24 protein-coding genes are annotated in these 21,722 nt (G+C 67.9%); 7 read left to right on the forward strand and 17 right to left on the reverse strand.

All coding sequences use genetic code 11. The features are described 5' to 3' along the window. Positions 1-92: 92 nt before the first annotated feature. The 4 genes from HF886_RS16940 (at position 93) to HF886_RS16950 (ending at position 3,616) form a co-directional block, all read left to right on the forward strand. Positions 93-1,643, forward strand: a complete 1,551-nt coding sequence (locus tag HF886_RS16940) for a UDP-N-acetylmuramoyl-L-alanyl-D-glutamate--2,6-diaminopimelate ligase (RefSeq protein ID WP_169652932.1) — start codon at positions 93-95, stop codon at positions 1,641-1,643. A gap of 91 nt (positions 1,644-1,734) precedes the next feature. Next, on the forward strand, positions 1,735-2,172 hold the full coding sequence (locus HF886_RS16945) for a PaaI family thioesterase (RefSeq protein ID WP_169652933.1): 438 nt from the start codon (positions 1,735-1,737) through the stop codon (positions 2,170-2,172). A gap of 134 nt (positions 2,173-2,306) precedes the next feature. Then, positions 2,307-2,441: a hypothetical protein gene (locus HF886_RS21305; RefSeq protein WP_277351054.1), complete on the forward strand. Its 135-nt coding sequence runs from the start codon at positions 2,307-2,309 to the stop codon at positions 2,439-2,441. After that, complete coding sequence (locus HF886_RS16950) at positions 2,438-3,616, forward strand: putative sulfate exporter family transporter (RefSeq protein ID WP_169652934.1); 1,179 nt, start codon at positions 2,438-2,440, stop codon at positions 3,614-3,616. Before HF886_RS21305 ends, HF886_RS16950 begins: the two co-directional genes overlap by 4 nt. A 52-nt stretch (positions 3,617-3,668) precedes the next feature. On the opposite strand, the gene hisI is transcribed toward HF886_RS16950, so the two are convergent. The 7 genes from hisI to HF886_RS16985 form a co-directional block, all read right to left on the reverse strand. Continuing rightward, positions 3,669-4,028 (reverse strand): phosphoribosyl-AMP cyclohydrolase, encoded by a 360-nt coding sequence (hisI, locus tag HF886_RS16955; RefSeq protein WP_169620074.1) that lies wholly within the window; start codon positions 4,026-4,028, stop codon positions 3,669-3,671. After that, positions 4,025-4,798: an imidazole glycerol phosphate synthase subunit HisF gene (gene hisF / locus HF886_RS16960; protein ID WP_169620075.1), complete on the reverse strand. Its 774-nt coding sequence runs from the start codon at positions 4,796-4,798 to the stop codon at positions 4,025-4,027. Before hisF ends, hisI begins: the two co-directional genes overlap by 4 nt. Then, a complete protein-coding gene (locus HF886_RS16965) occupies positions 4,795-5,619 on the reverse strand; it encodes an inositol monophosphatase (protein WP_169620076.1) in 825 nt (274 codons plus the stop codon). Before HF886_RS16965 ends, hisF begins: the two co-directional genes overlap by 4 nt. A 4-nt stretch (positions 5,620-5,623) precedes the next feature. Next, positions 5,624-6,358 (reverse strand): bifunctional 1-(5-phosphoribosyl)-5-((5-phosphoribosylamino)methylideneamino)imidazole-4-carboxamide isomerase/phosphoribosylanthranilate isomerase PriA, encoded by a 735-nt coding sequence (gene priA / locus HF886_RS16970; protein WP_169620077.1) that lies wholly within the window; start codon positions 6,356-6,358, stop codon positions 5,624-5,626. A gap of 68 nt (positions 6,359-6,426) precedes the next feature. Next, on the reverse strand, positions 6,427-7,170 hold the full coding sequence (locus HF886_RS16975; protein ID WP_169652935.1) for an SDR family oxidoreductase: 744 nt from the start codon (positions 7,168-7,170) through the stop codon (positions 6,427-6,429). A 187-nt stretch (positions 7,171-7,357) separates the two neighbouring features. After that, positions 7,358-8,248, reverse strand: coding sequence for an alpha/beta hydrolase (locus HF886_RS16980; protein ID WP_169652936.1), 891 nt, complete (start codon positions 8,246-8,248; stop codon positions 7,358-7,360). Further along, positions 8,245-8,856: a TetR/AcrR family transcriptional regulator gene (locus HF886_RS16985; RefSeq protein WP_296549746.1), complete on the reverse strand. Its 612-nt coding sequence runs from the start codon at positions 8,854-8,856 to the stop codon at positions 8,245-8,247. Before HF886_RS16985 ends, HF886_RS16980 begins: the two co-directional genes overlap by 4 nt. A 444-nt stretch (positions 8,857-9,300) precedes the next feature. Here HF886_RS16985 and HF886_RS16990 point away from each other — a divergent pair, with 444 nt between their 5' ends. Further along, positions 9,301-10,878 (forward strand): ABC transporter substrate-binding protein, encoded by a 1,578-nt coding sequence (locus tag HF886_RS16990; protein WP_169652937.1) that lies wholly within the window; start codon positions 9,301-9,303, stop codon positions 10,876-10,878. 5 nt (positions 10,879-10,883) lie between these two features. Here HF886_RS16990 and HF886_RS16995 read toward each other — a convergent pair whose 3' ends face one another. Genes HF886_RS16995 through hisD form a run of 7 tightly spaced genes read right to left on the reverse strand, consistent with a single transcriptional unit; the run spans position 10,884 to position 16,254 of the window. Next, positions 10,884-11,129, reverse strand: a complete 246-nt coding sequence (locus HF886_RS16995) for a hypothetical protein (protein ID WP_169620082.1) — start codon at positions 11,127-11,129, stop codon at positions 10,884-10,886. Continuing rightward, positions 11,126-11,761, reverse strand: coding sequence for an imidazole glycerol phosphate synthase subunit HisH (hisH, locus tag HF886_RS17000; protein ID WP_169620083.1), 636 nt, complete (start codon positions 11,759-11,761; stop codon positions 11,126-11,128). Before hisH ends, HF886_RS16995 begins: the two co-directional genes overlap by 4 nt. A 53-nt stretch (positions 11,762-11,814) precedes the next feature. Continuing rightward, positions 11,815-13,011, reverse strand: a complete 1,197-nt coding sequence (locus tag HF886_RS17005; protein ID WP_346765064.1) for an MFS transporter — start codon at positions 13,009-13,011, stop codon at positions 11,815-11,817. A gap of 1 nt (position 13,012) precedes the next feature. Then, positions 13,013-13,168, reverse strand: a complete 156-nt coding sequence (locus tag HF886_RS17010; protein ID WP_169620084.1) for a hypothetical protein — start codon at positions 13,166-13,168, stop codon at positions 13,013-13,015. Positions 13,169-13,172: 4 nt separating this feature from the next. Beyond that, positions 13,173-13,805 (reverse strand): imidazoleglycerol-phosphate dehydratase HisB, encoded by a 633-nt coding sequence (gene hisB / locus HF886_RS17015; RefSeq protein WP_169620085.1) that lies wholly within the window; start codon positions 13,803-13,805, stop codon positions 13,173-13,175. Then, entirely contained in the window at positions 13,802-14,935 is a 1,134-nt protein-coding gene (locus HF886_RS17020) for a histidinol-phosphate transaminase (protein WP_169620086.1), read from the reverse strand. The genes hisB and HF886_RS17020 overlap by 4 nt, the downstream gene beginning before the upstream one ends. Continuing rightward, positions 14,932-16,254 (reverse strand): histidinol dehydrogenase, encoded by a 1,323-nt coding sequence (gene hisD / locus HF886_RS17025; protein WP_169652938.1) that lies wholly within the window; start codon positions 16,252-16,254, stop codon positions 14,932-14,934. The genes HF886_RS17020 and hisD overlap by 4 nt, the downstream gene beginning before the upstream one ends. Before the next feature lie 181 nt (positions 16,255-16,435). Between hisD and HF886_RS17030 the strand changes: the two genes are divergently transcribed. Next, positions 16,436-17,671: a family 1 glycosylhydrolase gene (locus tag HF886_RS17030; RefSeq protein WP_240955187.1), complete on the forward strand. Its 1,236-nt coding sequence runs from the start codon at positions 16,436-16,438 to the stop codon at positions 17,669-17,671. 4 nt (positions 17,672-17,675) lie between these two features. On the opposite strand, the gene HF886_RS17035 is transcribed toward HF886_RS17030, so the two are convergent. Further along, positions 17,676-17,972 (reverse strand): DUF2470 domain-containing protein, encoded by a 297-nt coding sequence (locus tag HF886_RS17035; protein ID WP_296549755.1) that lies wholly within the window; start codon positions 17,970-17,972, stop codon positions 17,676-17,678. A gap of 52 nt (positions 17,973-18,024) precedes the next feature. After that, entirely contained in the window at positions 18,025-19,443 is a 1,419-nt protein-coding gene (locus HF886_RS17040) for a wax ester/triacylglycerol synthase family O-acyltransferase (protein WP_206038865.1), read from the reverse strand. Between the two features lie 247 nt (positions 19,444-19,690). On the opposite strand from HF886_RS17040, the gene HF886_RS17045 reads away from it, so the two are divergent. Then, entirely contained in the window at positions 19,691-20,851 is a 1,161-nt protein-coding gene (locus HF886_RS17045; protein WP_169652940.1) for a lycopene cyclase family protein, read from the forward strand. Between the two features lie 3 nt (positions 20,852-20,854). On the opposite strand, the gene nadC is transcribed toward HF886_RS17045, so the two are convergent. Further along, positions 20,855-21,721: a carboxylating nicotinate-nucleotide diphosphorylase gene (nadC, locus tag HF886_RS17050; protein WP_169620090.1), complete on the reverse strand. Its 867-nt coding sequence runs from the start codon at positions 21,719-21,721 to the stop codon at positions 20,855-20,857. Position 21,722: the final 1 nt, after the last annotated feature.

A 21,722-nucleotide genomic window follows, 5' to 3' on the forward strand; every position in this document is an offset into this window, starting at 1 on the left:
CGAGTCGGTTGATCCTTCGGCAGATGTCCCGCCTCGTTCGTGCGCCCTTAACTGCGGGACATAGTTTTTTCACGTACCGGGTATTCGCTCCTGTGCGCCTCGACCCGGACGATCGCCGCCGTCCCGACCGTGGGATCCAGATCCGCGACGTTGCTGAACACCTCCGTGTTGTTCTGTCTGCCGGACCTGCCGATGGGCGCGACCGCACAGTTACCGGCATCAGCGACGATTCCCGAACGGTGCAGCCCGGCGATCTGTACGTGGCTCTTCCCGGACACCGATTCCACGGCCTCGACTTCGATGCCGATGCCGCGGCCCGCGGCGCCGTCGCCGTGCTCAGCGACCGGCCTTCTCGACTCCTGCCCACCTTGATCGTCGACCGGCCACGCGACCGGGTCGGCGGGCTGGCGTCCTGGATCTACGGCCATCCCTCGCACGAACTGCAGGTCCACGGCGTCACCGGCACCAACGGCAAGACGAGCGCGACCTATCTCCTCGACGCCGCCCTCGCTGCCACCGGTGTCGTCACAGGCTTGATCGGTGGTGTCGTCGTCCGGGGACCGGAGAGCACCCGGCCCGCCACACACACCACGCCGGAAGCCGCGGTGATCCAGCGGACCCTCGCGGAGTTCCGGGACCAGGCCGCGAGGGCGGTGACACTGGAAGTGTCGTCGCACGCCGTCAGCCACGGCCGCGTCGACGGCGTGCGGTTCCGTACGGTCGCCTTCACCAATCTCGGACCGGACCATCTCGACTTCCACCACACGATGGAGGAGTATTTCGCCGCCAAGGCAGCGCTGTTCACCTCCGACCGCGCGCAAGCGGCCGCGGTGAACATCGACGACGAGTACGGCAGACGGTTGGCCGCCACAACGGACGTACCGGTGTGGACGCATTCGACGCGCGACCCGGGCGCCGACGTGTACGCAGACTCGATCCGGTGCGACGTTCACGGCAGTACCTTCACCGTGCACACTCCGACCGGTCACGCCGGAGTCCGTCTGGCCCTTCTCGGCCCCCACCAGGTGGCCAATGCACTGACAGCGCTCACCTCGATAGCCGCAGCAGGGCACGACGTCCTGCAGGCCGCCGCGGGCTTCGAAACTCTCGCCTGCGTGCCCGGCCGACTCGAGCGCGTCGAGGCCGACCACGGCATCCTCGGCCTGGTCGATTTCATGCACAACACCTCCGGACAGCAGGAACTACTGCCGTTCCTGCGGTCGCTGGCAGCCGAGCGCCGACTGATTCTCGTGATCAGCGCGACCGGAGAGCGCGATCCCGGAAAGCGCTTTCCGATCGGCCACACCGCGGCGACCTACGCCGACATCGTGGTCGTCACCGACGACAGTCCGTACAACGACGACCCCAGGCTCCTCAGGGAAGCGGTCGCCGAAGGCGCGCATGCGGCGCAGAGCGCCCACGTGGTCGTCGAAGGCGACCGTCACCGCGCTTTCGAGATCGCTGCCTCCCACGCGAGGCCCGGGGATGTTCTCGTCGTGGCGGGACGGGGCAGTGAGCAGCGCCTGGTCTCGGGCGACTCGGTGCGGATGTTCGACGACAGGGAAGAACTGGAACGCGCGCTGCAGCGGATGCAGCGCAGTGTTCGAAGGACCCGAACCGGTCGTGAGACCCGCGGACGCTGATCGGGAGACACGGGCGACCGGCCCTCCCCACTTTGGGTTCGTGCGCGTCGACACGGCCTCCGGCCGGATGCTTCCCGTGTATGTTCCGGTTATGCCCGACGACGTCACCGGGATCAGCACACTCGCCGAAGCCCAGCAGACGCTCGCGTCTCAACCGTTCAGTGTTCTGATCGGAGCACAACTCGTCGTGTACACGAGGGGCCGCGCCGAACTGGAGATTCCGCTCAGACCGGACCTGTTGCAACAGTTCGGTTTCGCACACGGCGGGGTTCTGGCCTATGCGGCCGACAACGCACTCACCTTCGCCGCCGGTACGGTCCTCGGCCCATCGATCGTGACGACAGGCATGGCCCTCGATTACCTACGTCCGGCGAAGGGCCCGCTGCTGCGGGCGGTCGCCACCGTCCTCAACGGCGGCCGTACGCAGGCGCTGTGCCGATGCGAGATCTACTCCGTCGACGACGACTCCGTCCAGAAGCTTTGTGCCGCTGCCCAAGGCGGGGCACGCGTCATCGACCTGACCCGGTAGCCGCCGTGGGCGGGAACGGGTCGTTCGGGGCGACGAACGACGTTGTGCAGCACACGACGGCCGATTAGTCACTGGTTCTATTCGGGCCGACCGTAATTCGTGACGTGACGCCACCACGTTGGTTGGCTGCCTTCATGACAGACGAACCTCAGCGTGTGGATGCCGCGCGCACCACCTTGCTCAACGAGGACTGGGCCGCAGTCGTCGCGGGCCTGATCCTCATCGCCGCCGTGTTGCTCGGCGTGATTCCGTCGGGGCTGGTCCCGTGACGACGCGAGATAGCGACGAGCGGAACGCCGCCGTCGAGACCGAGAGCGCGCCCCGGGCAGACGGTGCAACGAAGGTCGAGGCGGCACCCGCACGGCGTTCCTCCGCTCCTGCGTGGGCCGCGGCGGGCGTAGCCGTCGTCATCGTGCTGGGCGGCCTCACCAGATTCCTCGAGCAGAACGTCCCGGACTGGGCCGAGGGAGGACCCTTCGAGCGGGTGGCGGGAGCGATCGAGTTCCCCGTCTACGCGATCGCGATCGGCCTGCTCGGGAATCTCGTCCTGACCCGCACGGGTGTGCGCGACAAGCTTTCCGGTGGTTTCCGTACCGAGTTCTTCATCAAGACCGGGCTGGTTCTGCTCGGCGCATCCATCAACCTGACCGTGCTCGCGACGGCAGCCGGGCCGGCGATCCTGCAAGGTCTGCTGCTGATCACCGCCGTGTTCTCGTTCAGCTGGTGGTTCGGCGGGAAACTCGGACTGGACGAGAAGCTGCGGGCGCTGCTGTCCGCCGCAGTATCGATCTGTGGGGTGAGCGCCGCCATCGCCGCGGCCGGGGCCGTGCAGGCCAAGCGGGAACAGCTCGCGTACGCCGCGTCGCTGGTGATCGTGTTCGCGTTGCCCTCGATCTTCCTGTTGCCCTGGCTCGCCGGTGTCTTCGGACTGTCCGATGTCGTCGCCGGAGCCTGGATCGGCGGCAACATCGACACCACCGCCGCCGTCGCGGCGTCCGGCGCGATCCTCGGCGACGACGCCCTGCAGATCGCCACGATCGTCAAGACGACCCAGAACGCCCTCATCGGTTTCGTGGCGGTGGGCTTGACGGCCTATTTCGCGCTGAAGGTGGAGCGTCGTCCCGGCTCGGCACGGCCGAGCATCGGTGACTTCTGGGAGCGCTTCCCGAAATTCGTGCTCGGCTTCATCGCCGCGTCGATCATCGGCACGCTGTGGGTGAAATTCGTCGACGACGGCAAGGCCGATATCTCCACCATCAACGACCTGCGGACGTGGTTCCTGATCTTCGCGTTCGTCTCTATCGGCCTGGAGTTCTCCGCGAAGGGACTGCGCGACGCGGGATGGCGCCCGGTAGTGGTGTTCGGATCGGCGACGGTGGTCAACATCGTCGTAGCGCTCGGTCTCGCAACGGTGTTGTTCGGCAACTTCGAACTGCCGCAGTGAGCGATCGCCCCGCACCTCGGTGCGGGGCGATCTCGTGTTCACCGTGTCGTGATCAGCCGGGCTGTTCCGCCCCCAGCAGTACGTCGGTGTCGAAGCAGGTGTGGGTGCCGGTGTGGCACGCCGCCCCGACCTGGTCCACGACGAGCAGCACGGTGTCGCCGTCGCAGTCCAGCCGCACCTCGTGCACGTACTGCGTGTGCCCGGAGGTCTCTCCCTTTACCCAGTACTGCTGCCGTGACCGCGAGTAGTACGTGGCCTTGCGGGTCGCGAGTGTTCGGGCCAGTGCCTCGTCGTCCATCCAGGCCATCATGAGCACGTCGCCGGTCGACTTCTCCTGGACGACCGCGGCGAAGAGTCCGTCGTCGTTGCGCTTGAGTCGTGCGGCGATCTCCGGGTTCAGGATGTCGCTCATCGGACGATGATCCCTTCCGCGCGCATCGCGTCCTTGACCTGGCCGATGGTGAGCTCACGGAAGTGGAAGACGCTGGCGGCGAGCACCGCGTCGGCGCCGGCGTGGACGGCAGGCGCGAAGTGTTCGACGGCTCCGGCACCGCCCGAGGCGATCACCGGAACGTCGACGGTCTCGCGGACCGACGCAATCATCTTCAGATCGAATCCGGCCTTCGTGCCGTCGGCGTCCATCGAGTTGAGGAGGATCTCCCCGACACCCAGTTCGGCGCCGCGGCGCGCCCACTCCACCGCGTCGATCCCGGTGCCCCGGCGACCTCCGTGGGTCGTGACTTCCCAACCCGACGGTGTGGGCTGCTGATCGGCGGGGACGGTGCGGGCGTCGACCGACAGCACGATGCACTGCGACCCGAAGCGCTCGGACATCTCCCTCAGCACCTCGGGACGCGCGATCGCCGCAGTGTTCACCGAGACCTTGTCGGCACCGGCGCGCAGTAGGCGGTCGACGTCCTCGACGGTGCGCACGCCGCCACCCACCGTGAGGGGAATGAATACCTGCTCCGCGGTGCGTGTGACCACGTCGAGCATCGTGCCGCGGTCTCCGCTCGAGGCGGTGACGTCGAGGAACGTGAGCTCGTCGGCGCCTTGAGCGTCGTAGAGCGCGGCGAGTTCGACAGGGTCGCCCGCGTCGCGCAGGTTCTCGAAATTGACACCCTTGACGACGCGTCCGGCGTCGACGTCGAGGCACGGGATGACCCGCACGGCCAGTGTCATGATCGATCTCCTTCGAAACGCGGATTCGTCGCGGATTGCACTATGTCCAGTATTTCACCGTGGATTCCGGGTGCGGCGGCGAGCACCGACCCCGAGCCGATGCGCCACGGCTTCCCGTGGAAATCGGTGGCGATCCCACCTGCCGCGCGCACGAGCGCGACACCGGCGGCGTTGTCCCAGGGATGGTGGCCGAAGACCACGGCACCGCCCAGCGAGCCCGCCGCGGTGTAGGCGAGGTCGACGCCGGTCGATCCGTGCATCCGCAGGCGCGAGACGCGCCGGCTCAACTCGGTGATCACCGCGAGTCGTTGCGTGCCCGGGACGCGGCCACGACTGTCGATGTCGAAACTGCCGACCCCGACCATCACGTCCTCGAGACGGCGCGGCTTCAATTTCTCGGCGATCTTCCCGTTGAACCACAGCGGGCCTTCGGCTACCGCAGAGAACCGCTGATCGGTCAGGGGTAGCCAGGTCAGTCCGATGACGGGAACCCCGTCCTGGACCAGAGCGAGCAGGATGCCCGCCATCGGCAGGCCCGCCGAATAGTTGACGGTGCCGTCGATCGGGTCGAGCAACCAGACGGTGCCCTCGCCGGCCGCCGGACCACCGAATTCCTCGCCGTGCACCGCGATTCCGGTGCGGTCGACGAGCTCGGCCGAAATCCGCCGTTCGAGTTCGAGATCGAGGTCGGTGGCGAAGTCGTTGGGTCCTTTGTCCACCGAACGCGGCGCGCCGTGCCCGGCGACGAAGCGCTCCGACACCTCGTCGAGCACATCACCCGCTATCGAGCGCAGACGGTCGAGATCGACGGATGCGGTCATGGGATCAACGGGACACGGCGTCGAGCGCCTCGGTCAGCGTGAACCGTCCTGCGTAGAGCGCCTTGCCGATGATCGCGCCTTCGACGCCCTCATCGACGAGCGTGGCGATGGCACGCAGGTCGTCGACCGTCGAGACACCGCCCGACGCGACGACCGGTGCATCGGTCGCGGCGCACACCTCACGCAGCAGGTCGAGATTCGGTCCGGTCAGGGTGCCGTCCTTCGTCACGTCGGTGACGACGTAGCGCGAGCAGCCGTCGCGGTTGAGGCGCTCGAGCACCTCCCACATGTCTCCGCCGTCGGACACCCAGCCGCGTCCGCGCAGCCGCCACTCGCCGTCGATCAGCTTGACGTCGAGGCCTACGGCGATCCGGTCGCCGTACTCACCGATCGCGCGGGCACACCACTCGGGGTTCTCGATGGCGGCGGTGCCGAGATTGACGCGTGCGCACCCGGTGGCGAGCGCCGCGGCCAGCGTGGCGTCGTCGCGGATGCCACCGGAGAGCTCGACCTTCACGTCGAGTTCGCCGACCACACCGGCGAGTAGTTCACGGTTGTCACCACGGCCGAAGGCGGCGTCGAGGTCGACGAGATGCACCCATTCGGCTCCGGCGTTCTGCCATTCGAGGGCGGCGTCGCGGGGAGATCCGTAACCGGTTTCGCTGCCTGCCTCTCCTTGTACGAGGCGAACTGCTTCACCGTTGGCAACGTCGACTGCAGGCAAAAGGACCAGGCTCACTGTCCCTACATTAGTGCCTGCGCGACGGACGCCACCACGCGCCTTCGACGGGAGGCCGCCCGCTGCGGTCACCGCAGTTTGATGGTGCCGCCGTCGACCATCAGGGTCTGGCCTGTCATATAGGCGGCGTCCCTGCTCGCAAGGAAAACGGCGACCCCGCCGATGTCCGCCTCCGGGTCGCCGAAGCGGCCCAGCGGTGTCTTCGCCAGCAAGGCCTTCTCGATGCCGGGATTCGCCTGGATGTACGCCTCGACGCCTTCCGTCAGCGCGAGCGGCGAGATGATGTTGACATTGATGTCGTCACCGGCCCACTCGTTGGCGGCGACACGGCTGATCGCGCGGATCGCTTCCTTGGCCGCCGCGTACGACCCCTGCGTCACCAGACCGTCGATACCGGCCCCGGAGGCGAAGTTGATCACCGATCCGCGCTGCGCGGCGAGTTGCGGATGTGCCGCTTTCATCAACCAGAACGTCGGATAGAAGCCCGTTCCGAAGGACAGGTCGAGCATCTCCTGGGTGGTCTCGAGCAGCGGTGCCTGGCGGGAGGCGTGTGCGTTGTTGACGAGAATGTCGAGTTGGCCGAACGCGTCCACCGCGGCCGCCACGATCGCGGCGGCATTCTCCTCGACGGAAATGTCCGCCTTCATGAACTTGCCCGCGCCGCCGAGTTCCTCCTCGAGCGCCCGCCCGGCGTCGTCGTCGATGTCGACGAACAGCACCCGGGCACCTTCCTTGGTGAACGCCCGGACGATTCCACGCCCGATTCCGCCTGCACCACCGGTCACCACGGCGACCTTGTCCGTCAGCCTCATGCGGTACTCCTCTGCATCGAGTCGATCACAGGCCCGTCGTGGATCGCGTGCTGCCGCGGCAGGCTCCAACACTTCCGACCGTACGCATCGAGACGCGTCGACCGCCGCAGTCTTCTGCTCTCCGAGACTGATGCCAGGTCCTGCCCGGCGAGCCCATTCGAAGCTGACGACACGGGGCGGCTTGATGTCAGGGGCGGGCGCGGGCAGACAGGTCGCGGATGAAGCGTGCGATCTCGGCTGGCTTCTCTTCGGCCATGAAGTGCCCGGCCTGGATGGGCTCATAGGTCAGATCAGGTGCCCACGCCCGCCAGAGCGACGCGGCATCGAACCCCAACTGGGAGCCCCAATCCTGAGAGATGACTCCGACGGGCATGGTGAGCTGCTTGCCCACCTCGCGGTCGTCTCGGTCCATGTCCAGGTCGATACTCGCCGTGGCGCGGTAGTCGGCGACGATGGAATCCACGGCATTCACCGAGCTGTCGATGTAATGCCGGCGGACCTCGAGCGGGAATGTCGAAGCATCGGTCTCCCAGGCGTCCAGGAACGAGCCGAAGAACTCGGGTCCGACGGCGCGGATCATCTTCTCGGGGAGACCCACGGGCTGCGCCATGAGATAGAGGTGCCAAGCGACTTTGGCGTCTACGCCCCGCAGGACGTCCCAGGTGTCCAAGGTGGGCAGTACGTCGAGGATCCCGAGAAACTGCACCGCGTCCGGGTGGTCGAGGCCTGCGCGAACACCGACGAGGGCGCCTCGGTCATGACCGACCAGCCCGAAGCGGTCGTGGCCGAGCGCCTCGGCGATCAACCGAATGTCTCGGGCCATGGTCCTCTTCGAGTAGGTTTCCGGGCCCCGCTCTGCCGGCTTACCGCTCTCGCCGTACCCACGCAGGTCGGGGACGATGACGGTGTACTGCGCAGTGAGTTCGCGTGCGACGTGACGCCACATGTAATGCGTCTGAGGAAACCCGTGGAGGAGGACGATCGCGGGACCGTCGCCGGCGACGGCGACGTTGAGGTCGACTCCTTCGGCGCCGGGTAGCGTCTTGTATCGGAATCCGTCGATAGTCAAGCGGGTCATGATGTTTCCTTCTCAATGATGTCGGTCGGTTGGGCGGCAGGATGGCCCGAGAAGATTCCTGCGGGTAGTGAATGCCTCGCGGACGGTGTGGCACGGAGTGCGGGGATCAGAACGGTGTCGACGAGGGACTCGAGATAGCGGTCGTCGATCTCGAGTCCGTTGAGTCGGCGAAGCAGGATGACAGCGCCGGCGACTTCCTCGAACGGGAACGGATCGATGCCCGGAGGCAGTTCCCCACGATCGACCGCGGCCTGGATGACGGTCTGCGGTAGCCGCGACCCGGTCGGGCCCACCGATCGTTCGATTTGCTCGCACAGTTCCGGGTCCTCGAGACCTGCTTGGAGCAGCAGCATTGCGGTCTGCCCGTCTGCAGAGCGCATGGACTGCACGAGGCGGCGACCCAAGGCGAGAAGGTCACCGCGCAGGCTTCCGGTGTCGACCTCGTCGGGCCCGTCGCGGCGTGCGGGACCCGCTTTCAGGGCGGCAACCACCATGTCCCTCTTGGACTTCCACCGTCGGTAGAGAGTGGCCTTGGATGCGCCCGCCCGGCGGGCGACCTCTTCGAAGGTGACACCCTCGTACCCGACCTCAGAAAGCAGCGAGTTCACGGCCGTGAGGATCTCGGTCTCTCGTTGATCATCACGAGGGCGCCCACGACGAGCGCTCGGCCGAGTCTCGTCGAACTGATCCTGATTTGTATACGACACGTTTCGTATCGTAACAGCTACTCCAGCCGGCGGTTCTCGTGCCCTCTCGCCGAGCGAGCGTCGAGCCCAGGAGTGAGGGGCAAGCGAACGGATAGCCCAAAGTGCCCGGGTCCTCGACTGCGGAGCGGCATCGAGCCAATTTCGGCACAGAGCCAACGAGTTGAGCGATTCCCATCGAGCAAGCTCCCGCCGACCTCTTCCCACCGACCCCCGCGTGAGGTAGACAGAACTACGTTCCGCTCACATGAGAACGTTGTTTTACTCTGCCGATAGGAAGGTTCTTTTCGGCGGGAGCTCTGAGCGGAACGCTGCAACTTCCGGTCCACCACCCGATACGAGGCACCGATGCTCCGACGACGACGCTCCGTCACTTCGACACTCGCTGCCCTGTGTGTCGCGGCCCTCGCGCTCACCGCATGCAGCAGCGGCGACACCTCGGCTGCATCCGCACCCGGGACGCCCGTCGGCGACCCGGTCTCCGGTGGCACCTTGCAGGCCATCCAGATCCGCGAGCCGATCAGCCTCGACCCCGTTGCGCTTCCGAACGTGTGGACCAACTCCGGCTTGCTCGGTAACGCCCTGTACGGCACGTTGATGACCAACGACATCGACTCCCTGGAGATCGAGTATTCGATGGCCACGGACTTCTCGACCGACGACGGCGGCCGGACGTTCGTCCTGAAACTTCGACCGGGACTGACCTTCACCGACGGCACTCCCCTGGACGCCGCCGCGGTGGCGTACAACTGGGATCGCCTGCGCGACCCGGCCAACGGATCGGAGTCGATCCGGCAAGCCGCGCAGATCGCGGGCACCGAGGTCGTCGACGCCGAAACACTGAAGGTCACGATGGTCGCCCCCAGCCCGGTGTTCGCCTCGTCGCTGGTGCTCTCCGGACTCAACTGGATCGCCTCCCCCACCGCACTGGCGAAGGGCCGGCAGGCGTTCGACGAGAATCCGGTCGGCGCCGGGCCGTTCACCCTCACCAAGTGGGCTCGGCAGGACGTGCTCGAACTGACCCGCAACCCGGGCTACTGGGACGCGCCGCGACCGTACCTGGACGGCATCACGCTGCGCCCGGTTCCCGACGCGAACCAGCGTCTCAACGCGCTCACCTCCGGCAGCGCCCAACTGGCGTCCGAAAGCAGTTGGTCGAACCTGAGCAAAGCGGAAAGCGCGGGACTGTCCACCTCGGTGGTGCCGCTCGGTGGCGGTCAGTACCTCGCGATGAATACTCGCCGGAGCCCGTTCGACGACGCCCGTGCGCGACGCGCGGTCTCCCTCGCGCTCGACCTGGATGCGATCAACACCGCGGTGTTCGAGGGCACCGGCACCGTCCCTCGGACCTTCTTCCCCGAGACCTCGCCGTTCTTCGAAGACATCGCACTGTCGAATTCCGACGATGCCGAAGCACAACGACTGTTCGACGAACTGGCAGCCGACGGCACTCCGGTGAAGTTCACGTTCCTCGCGTACTCCCTCGTCGAGATCAAATCGGTGGCGGAAGTCGTCCAGGCACAGCTCGCAGCGTTCGACAACGTCGAGATCGCCGTCGAGATCATGGATTTCACCGCAGCGCAGGCCAGGGTCGCCGCCCGCGACTTCGACATGACGATCGCTGCCGCCGTCGTCCAGGACCCGGACTCGTCACTGTGGACGTCGTTTCATGCCCGATCCCAGGGAAACCCGACGGGTATCGACGACCCTGAACTCAACGACGCGCTCGACGCCGGACGGATCGGCACGACGGTCGAGGAGCGCAAGGCCGCTTACGACGTGGCACAGCAACGTCTGGTCGATCTGGCTCCGGGAGTGTTCTACGTCCAGTCGGCGCCCTCGGTCGTCTCGGGCCCGGAGGTGCAGGGTGTACGGATGTACGGGATGGGATCCGCGTTGCTCGATGCAGTGTGGCTCAGCGAGTAGCGCAGCTACCGATTCTGCCCGCCGCGTCCGAAGGCGCGGCGGGTGGTACGAACGGACACGAATCCCATCGCTGCGATAGCGCCCACGACACCGAGCAGCGCGATCGTGAGGCTCAGTCCCGGACTCGGCTTCAGTACCACGATGACCACGGTGACGAGCGCGAGCACCGCTGCGGCGGACCCGAGCGAGGACAGGGCGAGCCGGGCCAGCGAGAAGTTCGCACCCGGCTCGTCGTCCCCGCCGCGTGTCACAACGAGTTCACCCAGTTCCTCAGCAACTGCGCCCCGGCATCCCCGGACTTTTCGGGGTGGAACTGCGTTGCCGACAACGGACCGTTCTCGACGGCCGCGAGGAAGCGGCTTCCGTGCTCGGCCCAGGTCAGCTTCGGCGGGGCAAGCCGCTCCGGGTCGGGCAGTTCCCATTTCTGTGCCGCGTACGAATGCACGAAGTAGAAGCGGGTGTCGGGGTCCATGCCGGCGAACAGCACCGAATCTGCGGGGGCCTCGACAGTGTTCCATCCCATGTGCGGCAGCACCGGTGCGTCGAGGCGCTCGACGGTTCCCGGCCACTCGCCGCACCCCTCGGTCTCGATGCCGTGCTCGATACCGTCTTCGAAGAGGATCTGCATACCGACGCAGATGCCGAGCACCGGACGGCCACCCGCGAGGCGCGTACCGATGATCTTCTCGCCACCGACGCTGCGAAGGCCGCGCATACACGCGTCGAATGCCCCGACGCCGGGCACGACGAGTCCGTCGGCGGCGAGCGCAACCTTGTGGTCGGAGGTGACCTCCACGTCCACGCCGGTACGGGCGATCGCCCGCGTCGCGGAGTGCAGATTGCCGGAGCCGTAGTCGAGGACGGCGACCTTGGTTGTGCTCATGGAGTCGATTCTATGCGGCGGCACGAACAGCACTGTGCGGTGGCAGGTGCTGTCTAGTCCGCGCCGGGACGTTCGGCGACCTGTTGCACCCCGGGACGCTCCGAGGGACCGGCGAGCCGAGCCAGGAGCGGGAGGACCGGGACGAGCACCGCAGCGACGGTGAACGCCGTGGGATAGCCGGCGGAAGCCGCGATCGCACCGAGTGCGAACGAACCCGCTCCGGTGCCGGCGTCGAATCCGATGTTCCACGCGGCGCTGGCCGAGCCGATGTGTTCGGAGCCCGCACGACGGAACGCGATGAGCAGCGCCTCGTTCTGCACGACGCCGAACCCGAGTCCGAAGCACACCGCCGCCCCGATGAGAGCCACGGCGCCGGCCCGGCCGTCCGCGACGAGCGCGAACGGCACCATCGCGAGCGCGGCGAGGCCGAGCCCGACGGGAAGCATCCGGCCCGCACCGATCCGGTCCGCGACGGCGCCGGCACCGAACCGGCCCACCAGCGTCGAACCGCTCAGCACGGCCAGCGCCGCCGCCACCGGGAGGTCGGCCACGGCGATGGCGAGCAGCGATGTCAGACCGCCGTACGCGATCGCGCCGGCGCCCACCGCCACGGTCGGGAGCAGTAGCAACACGAACGGCATCCGTGCCGGGCGCGGACCCGTGCGCGCTTCGAGGCGCGGCAGGCGCGCCGCGGCGATCAGTCCCGCCGACGACAGGACGGCGCCCAGCACGAACACCGGTGTGGTCGAGAATCGTTCGGCCAGTGCGAGCCCCGTGGGCAGTCCGATCATCTGCGACGCGGCGATCGCGATACCGAGCATGCCCGTGGCGCGGCCGAGCAGACGGGCGGGTGCGAGTTCACCGACCAGCGCAGCGGAGGCCACGGTGATCATTCCGAAGCCGATCCCCCGTATCGCCGAAATTCCCAGCGCGGCGGCAGGCTCCATGGACACGAGGAACAGCAGCGACGGCGGACCGAGGAACAGGCAGCCCGCGACGAGAGTCGCGCGATGACCGAATCTGCGGAGCAGCGCGGGCATCGCGATCTGGGTGAGCACCGTGGTGAACATGAACACCGCGGTGACCGAGCCCGCGACGGTGTCGCTGCCGCCCTCTTGCGCGATCGCCCAGGGCACCACGGGCAGTAACAGCGAGAAACCCGCGAACGCTGCCGCGGATGTCGACCACGCCGCGACGAGTCCCCGGACTCCGAACAATTTCGGGTTGTCCGTCACATCGGATTCGGCCACGTCAGATCAACCGGAGGACACCGGCGATCGCTGCCAGCAGTCCGAGGGCGAAGAGGATACCCGCGAAGAGGGTGTTGCGGGCCTTCCACATCGACCACGTGCCGCCCGCGAGGATTCCGGCGGCGATGAAGCACAGGTAGGTCAGTACGACATCCATACCGTCAGAGCGTTCCCTTGGTGGACGGCACGCCGGTGACGCGCGGATCGGGTTCGACCGCTTCACGCAGCGCGCGTGCGACTGCCTTGAACTCGGCCTCGGTGATGTGGTGCGGGTCGCGCCCGTACAGCACGCGCACATGCAGTGCGATCCGCGCGTGGAATGCGAACGATTCGAAGACGTGCTTGTTGATCACGGTGGCGTAGGGCACGCCCGGGTAGCCACCGATCACCGAGTGCACCAGGTAATCCGGTTCGCCGGTGTGGACGAAGTACGGACGTCCCGACACGTCGACCGACGCGTGGGCGAGCGTTTCGTCCATCGGGATGAACGAGTCGCCGAAGCGCCGGATGCCGCGCTTGTCGCCGATGGCCTGGTGGAACGCCTGCCCGAGAACGATCGCGGTGTCTTCGACGGTGTGGTGCGCGTCGATCTCGACATCACCCTTCGCATGCACGGTGAGGTCGAAGCTGCCGTGCTGGCCGAGCGCCGTGAGCATGTGGTCGTAGAACGGGATGCCCGTGGAGATGTCGGTGCGGCCGGTGCCGTCGAGGTTCAACTCGACGGTGATGGACGATTCCCGCGTAGTGCGCTCGACCCGGGCGGTGCGATCGTTCGTGGTGATGGGGTCGCTCATCGGGTTGCCTCGATTTCCGTAGCGGCGAGTTTCTCACTGACCCGCAGCAACTCGTCGTTCTCGTGTGCCAGGCCGATCGTGGTGCGCAGATATCCGGGGATGCCGACGTCCCGGATCAGGACACCTTCGTCGAGGTAATGCTGCCAGGTGGTGGCCGAATCGGCGAAACGGCCGAAGAGGATGAAGTTGGCGTCGGACGGGATGACGTCGTATCCGAATCCGGCGAGTTCGGCTGCGACGCGGTCGCGCTCGGCGGACAGTTCCGCGACGGAGCCGAGGGTGTCGTCGGCGTGACGCAGTGCGGCGCGCGCTGCGGCCTGGGTGATCACCGACAGGTGGTACGGCAACCGGACCAGCAGCAGCGCGTCGATCATCGCGGGCGCGGCGGCCAGGTAACCGAGACGGCCACCGGCGAAAGCGAATGCCTTGCTCATGGTGCGCGAGACGACGACCTTGGCCGGATACTCGTCGATCAGGGCGACTGCGCTGGGCGCGCTCGAGAACTCCGCGTACGCCTCGTCGACGATCACGATGCCGGGAGCGGCGTCGAGGATCTCGCGGATCCCGTCGAGCGGGACGCTGTGCCCGGTCGGGTTGTTGGGGCTGGTGACGAACACCACGTCGGGACGCCGGTCGCGGATGGCAGCGACCGAAGACTCGATATCGAGAGTGAAGTCGGAGCGGCGGTACGCAGGCACCCACTCGGTCTGGGTGCCGTCCGCGATGATCGGGTGCATCGAGTACGACGGCACGAATCCCATCGCGGAGCGGCCCGGTCCACCGAACGCCTGCGAGAGCTGCTGCAGGACCTCGTTGGACCCGTTTGCAGCCCAGAGGTTTTCGACGCCGAGCGTGACACCGGTCTGCCGCGTGAGATACGCGGCGAGGTCGGCGCGCAACGCGACGGCGTCCCGATCCGGGTACCGGTGCAGCTGTGTCGCGGCCTCGCGGACCGACTCGGCGACGTCGTCGACGAGGGCCTGCGTGGGCGGGTGCGGGTTCTCGTTGGTGTTGAGCTGCACGGGCACCGACAGCTGCGGTGCGCCGTACGGCGACTTGCCGCGCAGGTTCTCGCGAAGCGGCAGGTCCTCGAGCGTGATGCGCGAGCCGGGAATCGACGCGCCGGTCACCGGAGTGCCTCGAATCGCAGTCGCACTGCTTCGCCGTGTGCGGGCAGATCCTCGGCGTTCGCGAGGGTGATCACGTGACCGGCCACGTCTTTCAGTGCGGCTTCGGAGTATTCGACGACGTGGATGCCGCGCAGGAAGGTCTGCACACTCAGTCCGGACTGGTGCCGCGCGCAACCCGCCGTAGGCAGGACGTGATTCGAGCCGGCGCAGTAGTCGCCGAGGGAGACCGGCGCCCACGGGCCGACGAAGATCGCTCCCGCCGCGCGGACCCGCGCGGCGACAGCGGACGCGTTCTCCGTCTGGATCTCGAGGTGCTCGGCCGCGTAGGCGTTGACCACTGCCAGGCCCTGATCGATGTCGTCGACCAGCACGATGCCCGACTGGCTTCCGGACAGTGCGGTGGCGACCCGTTCGCGGTGCTTGGTCAGCTCGAGTTGCGCGGCGAGCGCGGCATCGACGGCGTCGGCGAGCTCGGGGCTGGTGGTCACCAGGACGGAGGCGGCCATGACGTCGTGCTCGGCCTGGCTGACCAGATCGGCGGCGACGTGCACGGCGTCGGCTGTGTGGTCGGCGAGGATCGCGATCTCGGTGGGGCCGGCTTCGGCGTCGATGCCGACCACCGAGCGGCACAGCCGTTTGGCGGCCGTGACGTAGATGTTGCCGGGGCCGGTGATCATGTCGACCGGGGCGAGTTCGCCGCCGTCGGTGTCGGTGCCGCCGTAGGACAGCAGGGCCACGCCCTGCGCGCCGCCGACCGCCCACACCTCGTCGACGCCGAGCAGCGCGGCAGCAGCGAGGATGGTCGGGTGCGGGAGACCGCCGAAGTTCTTCTGCGGCGGCGAGGCGATGACGAGGGACTCGACTTCCGCGGCCTGCGCGGGCACGACGTTCATCACCACCGACGAGGGGTACACGGCGTTGCCGCCGGGCACGTACAGGCCGACACGGTCGACCGGCACCCAGCGTTCGGTGACGGTGCCGCCGGGGACGACCTCGGTGACGGTGTCGGTGCGACGCTGCTCGGCGTGGACCTTGCGGGTCCGTTCGATGGCGACCTCGAGTGCGGCGCGCACAGCGGGGTCGAGTTCGGCGAGCGCGCGGTCGAGTTCGGCCTGGGGAACGCGCACCGAGGCGGGGCGCACGCCGTCGAACTTCTCGCAGTAGTCGAGGGCGGCGTCGGCGCCGCGCTCGCGGATGTCGTCGACGACGGGACGGACCTGATGGAGCACCGCGTCCACGTCCACTCCGCCGCGGGGCAGCGCGCCCCTCAGCTCCGCGGTGGTGGGTGTACGACCACGCAGGTCGGTGCGGGCAAGCATGAGGTGTCCTCTCTCGCAGAACAGGGATCGATCCCCATTATCCGCGATGAACCGGAGTGGTCTGTCATCCACTCCCCGTAGTGGGCGTTGTGTGCCCTCGTCGACCATAGACCGACGGCACGCCCGGCGAATCGGTCTCGAAGTGCCGCGGGTGCGTCGCAGGCCCTCTACCGTGCGATACATGGCTGCCGCGTGGCGTGCTCGGATGTCCGTCGCACCCGCTCGCGCGGCACTGCGGGTGGTGCTCGTCACTATCGTGGCGCTGACGGCGGCCGTGTCGGGCGGCCCTGCCCACGCCGACACCGGCGCCTTTCTGTGGGGCGTGTCGAGTTCCGGTTTCCAGTCCGAGGGGTCGAGCCCGGACAGCAACTGGTCGCGGTATGCGGCGAGTGGTCGCCACGAGCCGGTGGGTACTGCCGTGGACTTCCGGCATCGCTACCGCGAGGACATCGCGCGCGCCGCCGACCTGGGCGTCGGGGTGTACCGCCTCTCGGTGGAGTGGGCCCGCATCCAGCCGGAACCGGAGCGGTGGGACGACACCGAACTCGCCTACTACGACGACGTGATCGCGACGATCCGCGGGCACGGCATGACTCCGATGATCACGCTCGACCACTGGGTGTACCCGGGCTGGATCGCCGACCGGGGCGGCTGGGCCCACCCGGGGACAGTCGACGCGTGGCTCGCCCACGCGGACACGGTGGCGGCACGCTACGCCGGACACGGCGCGCTGTGGGTCACAATCAACGAGCCCAGCGTCTACGTGTGGCACGAGGTGTCCAACGGTGCCCTCTCCCCCGGTGACGCACCGATGATGTTCGACCGTCTCGTGGACGCGCACCGCGGGGCCTACGAGACGATCCACCGGTACGACCCCCGGGCGCAGGTCACCTCGAACGCCGCCTATGTTCCCGGTGCGGCGCCCTACCTCGACACCTGGTTCCTCGATCGCGTCCGCGACCATCTCGACTTCGTCGGCGTCGACTACTACTACGGGGTGGCCCCCGGCAATCTCACCGCGATTCGTGCGGCCACCGGGGAGCCGGCTTCGGTGACCCCGCACCCGCCCGGGATGTACGACGCACTGATGGATTACACCCGGCGCTTTCCCGGGATGCCTCTGTATGTCGTCGAAAACGGAATGGCGACCGCGGACGGCGCTCCCCGCCCGGACGGCTGGACCAGATCGCGGCACCTGCGCGAGCACGTGGACCAGATGATGCGTGCGGTCGACGACGGCGCGCCGGTGTTCGGGTACAACTACTGGTCGATCACCGACAACTACGAATGGGGTTCGTACGAGCCGCGTTTCGGCTTGTATTCGGTCGACGTCCGGACCGATCCCGCACTCCTCCGGCGGCCCACCGAGGGGGTGGAGACCTACCGGACGATCATCGCGGAGACCCGTGCCGGGTAGCGGATCAGTGCCGTGCGGGATCGACGCCGAGTCGCGCACACGCCGCCTGGTAGAGCGCGACCACCGCGGTACGCAAACCGGAACGGTCCGTGACCGGCTCGAGCCACGGAATCCGGACGGTCTGTTCCTGGCCGTCGATCACGATCACCCACACGCCCGCCTCGCTGCTCACGCCGGTCATCCGGGTGTGCGCCGCGCGCGGTTCGGCGAACGCCCGCACGATGAGCAGACTGTCGTCGGCGTGGTCGTCGTTCATATGAGCGGTTACCGCCGCCACCACATCGGGTTCGAATTCGGTCACGGGCGTCGAGCCTAGCCAACGACCCGCCGCCGTGGGCCTCACCGGCTGGGTCTCACCGGGCCTCGTCGACCGCACCCACGGTCACGACGGCTTCGAGTGCGAGGAGTTCCGCGTCGAGATGGTCGAGCAGACAGTGCAGATCCGGCACGGTGCGCCCACATGCCGTGAGCCCGAAGGCGATCTCGTCGTCGGTGCTCGTGCACGTGATGTTGAGAGCCTGACCGTCCACCGGAACCGACAGGGGATACAGCGCGTCGACGCGCGCGCCGTTCCAGTACAACGGCTCCTCCGGCCCGGGAACGTTGGAGACGATCACGTTGAACGGCGTCCACGGCACTGCCCGGTTGCCGGTCAGTACACCGACCGCGACGGGGGCGACACCGACTGCGCTTGTCGCGAGACGGCCCACCTTGCTCATTCCGCGCATCGCACGTTTGCCCTCGGTCATCGAGTTCCGTACTCGCTCGAGCCGGTGCGCCGGATCGGCGTGCCGGGTGCCGAGATCGCACATCAGGACGGCGATGTCGTTGCCGGACTCTTTGCTGCGCAACGAGACCGGGACCATCGCGACGAGGGACCGGTCGGGAAGCGCGTCGCGCGCGAGGAGGTAGGTGCGCAGCGCTCCGGAGGACAGCGCGAGCACCACGTCGTTGATCGTGCTGTCGGTGAGCTTCGCCACGAGCCGGAGACGCTCGAGCGGCCACGATCGGGCGGCGAACCGCCGCGAACCCGAGATCTGCTCGTTGAACATGGTGTGCGGCGCACCGAGTGACAGCGGACCCCCGCGGTCGTGGAGGGCACGATCGACCGTACCGACCAGCGCCGGAACCAGGGAGGCTGCACCGGAGGCGACCGTCAGTGCCTCCGAGACCGCACCTCGGACGGCGCGCACGGCGTGGCCGGGGAAGCCGATGGCCGCGGCCACCGTCGAGCGTGCGGGCGGTGCCCCGTCGGTCGCTGCCCACGGCGCGGGCATCCCGACCTCGCTCGGATCGGTGCCGAGCGCGCGTCGCAGCAACCGCATGGCGCCGATCCCGTCGGCCAAGGAGTGGTGGATCTTGGCGTAGAGCGCGTACCGGCCGTCGGACAGGCCCTCGATGAGGTGCATCTCCCACAGCGGCCGCGTGCGATCGAGCAACGAGGCATGCAGCCGGGAGACCAGGTCCCACAAGACCTCGGTGTTTCCCGGCGCGGGCAGGGCGTTGAACCGCACGTGATACTCGATGTCGAATCTCGGATCTTCTTCCCACGCCCACTGTCCCAGGGTCGTCACCGACCGAACGGGCCGCTTGCGCCACAGTGGTGCTGCCGGAGCGTCGCGGCGCAGCGCCTCGTCGAACCTCTCGCGCAGTTCGGTGGCATCGGAATTCTCCGGCGGTTGCAGGAGCAGCAGGCCGCCGACGTGCATCGGATGGTCGGGCGATTCGCCGAGCAGGAACATCGAATCGGTCGGTGCCATGGGTAGCCGCATCGTCAATCTCTCCGCCCCCGCTGACGAGAACTGTTCTCCGCGCGGGGCCGCCCCACCCCGCGATCCGACATCACTGGTACTCAGATGAACAGTTGTACCCCAGATCGATCGGCCCCGACCTCGGAACGACGCAGTTCCGGGACTCGCCGAAGATCGCCCCGTAGGCAAATTGCCCGTAGGCAAATAGCACTGCACCGGAAGTTCCGGTGCCGCAGAATGGGCGCCAGTCGCGACGAACGGAGATCTCGTGAGTCTTCGAACCTGGACCGGGCCGCTTCACGGCGGCATCGTCATTCTCGGCGGTGGCCTGAGCGGGCTCTCGCTCGCCGCGCATCTCGCGGCGACACGTGCTCGGCCGGGCCCGGTTCTGGTGGTCGACGACGCCGCCCGCGACATCACCGCCGCCTCGTGGGCGTCGTGGACGCGGCGTACCGCGCTGCTCGACTCGGCGGCCACCGAGATGTTCGACCGGATGCGTGTATATGCGGGCGGGCACGACCGGACCCTGGCGCTCGGGCACTATCGCTACCGCGTGGTGCACGGTGCCGCGCTGGTGGCGGCGGTTCGCCGCCTCACCGATCCGGTGCCGGACGTGGGATCGGTGACCGGGCACGTCGTCGACGTCGACGATGCCGACCGGCCACTGGTGACACTCGACGACGGGCGAGAACTACGCCCCGACTGGGTGTTCGACGCGCGCGGTCCCGCCGCTACGACCGCCGGAGAAGACGCCGCCCTGGATTTCCTCGGCGTGCGCGTGCGCGCCGAAGCGCCGCTCTTCGACCCCCACGTTCCGGTGCTGTTCGACTTCCGCACCGATCAGGCCGAGCGGGCGTCCTTCGTGTACGTGCTTCCGAGCGATGCCCATCACGCGCTCGTCGAGCACACCTGTTTCGTGGCGCCGGGAACCCCTGATGTAGCCCCAGAGGTGCATCTCGCGGCGCTGCGCGTCTATCTGACACAGGTCCTCGGCGTACCGGAGAACGCCTACGAGCTCGGGCGGTCCGAGCACGCGCGTCTGCCTCTCGTCGCGCAGATCGCCGAACGCGGCGACGGACGTATCCTCCGGATCGGGGCCGCCGCCGGGATGATGAAGGCGAGCAGCGGTTACGCCTACGAACGTATCCAGCGGGACTGCGAGGCGATCGCGCGTTCGTTCGAGCAGCACGGACATCCGTACGACCTGCCCAAGCGCCCCGGACGGTTCGCCCGCTACGACCACGCGTTGCTCACCGCCGTCACCGGACACCCCGGTTTCCTCGAGGAGATGTTCGCGGCGTTGTTCTCGCGCGCGTCGGCCGAACCCGTCCTGCGGTTCCTCGACGAGGATTCGTCGTTGCGCGACGAAGCCGGGTTGTTCGCATCCCTCCCGGCGGGGCCGCTGATCCGGGCGATGACCGGACGGTGACACCTACATGTCGAGGCCGAGGTCGAGCACCGTCACCGAATGGGTGAGGGCACCGACCGCGAGGAAGTCCACTCCGGTGCGGGCGTACTCCGCGGCGACCTCGAGCGACAGGCCTCCCGACGACTCGAGCCGGGTCTGCGGGGCGTGGGTGTTGCGCCGTTGCACCGCGATCTGTGTCTGCCACAGCGGAAAGTTGTCCAGGAGGATCAGTTCGACGTTCTCGGCGAGCACCTCGTCGAACTGCTCGAGGGTGTCGACCTCGACCTCGCACGGGACGCCGGGTGCGTGCGCACGAACCGCACGCAGCGCGGCGAGCACCGACCCTGCGGCCGCGACGTGGTTGTCCTTGATGAGAGCCTCGTCGCCGAGACCCATGCGGTGGTTGACACCGCCGCCGACGCGCACCGCGTACTTCTGCAGTGCGCGGAGGCCGGGCAGCGTCTTGCGGCTGTCGCGGATCTTCGCCTCGGTGCCCTGCACCGCGTCGACCCAATGCGACGTGGCGGTCGCGATACCCGACAGGTGGCACAGAATGTTGAGCATCGTCCGTTCGGCGGTGAGCAAACCGCGCGTCGGGGCGTCGACGGTGAGCACGGCCTCCCCCGGCACGACGCGGTGGCCGTCGTCGGCGCGGTCGACCACCCGATAGTGATCCGGTCCGATCACCTGGTCGAGGACGAGAAGTCCGACGTCGAGTCCGGCGACGGTCCCGGCCTGCCGGGCGACCACCGACGCGGTGGTGGTCGCGTCTGCGGGCACGGTGGCGTCCGAGGTGATGTCGGGTCCGTAGCGCAGGTCCTCGTCGAGGGCGCGCACGACCAGCGCGCGCGTCTCCTCGAGATCGAGGCCGGCGGGCAGGGCGGTGGCCATA

The organism is Rhodococcus sp. 105337 (assembly GCF_012844225.1).
In the GTDB taxonomy this organism is placed as follows: Bacteria; Actinomycetota; Actinomycetes; order Mycobacteriales; family Mycobacteriaceae; genus Rhodococcus.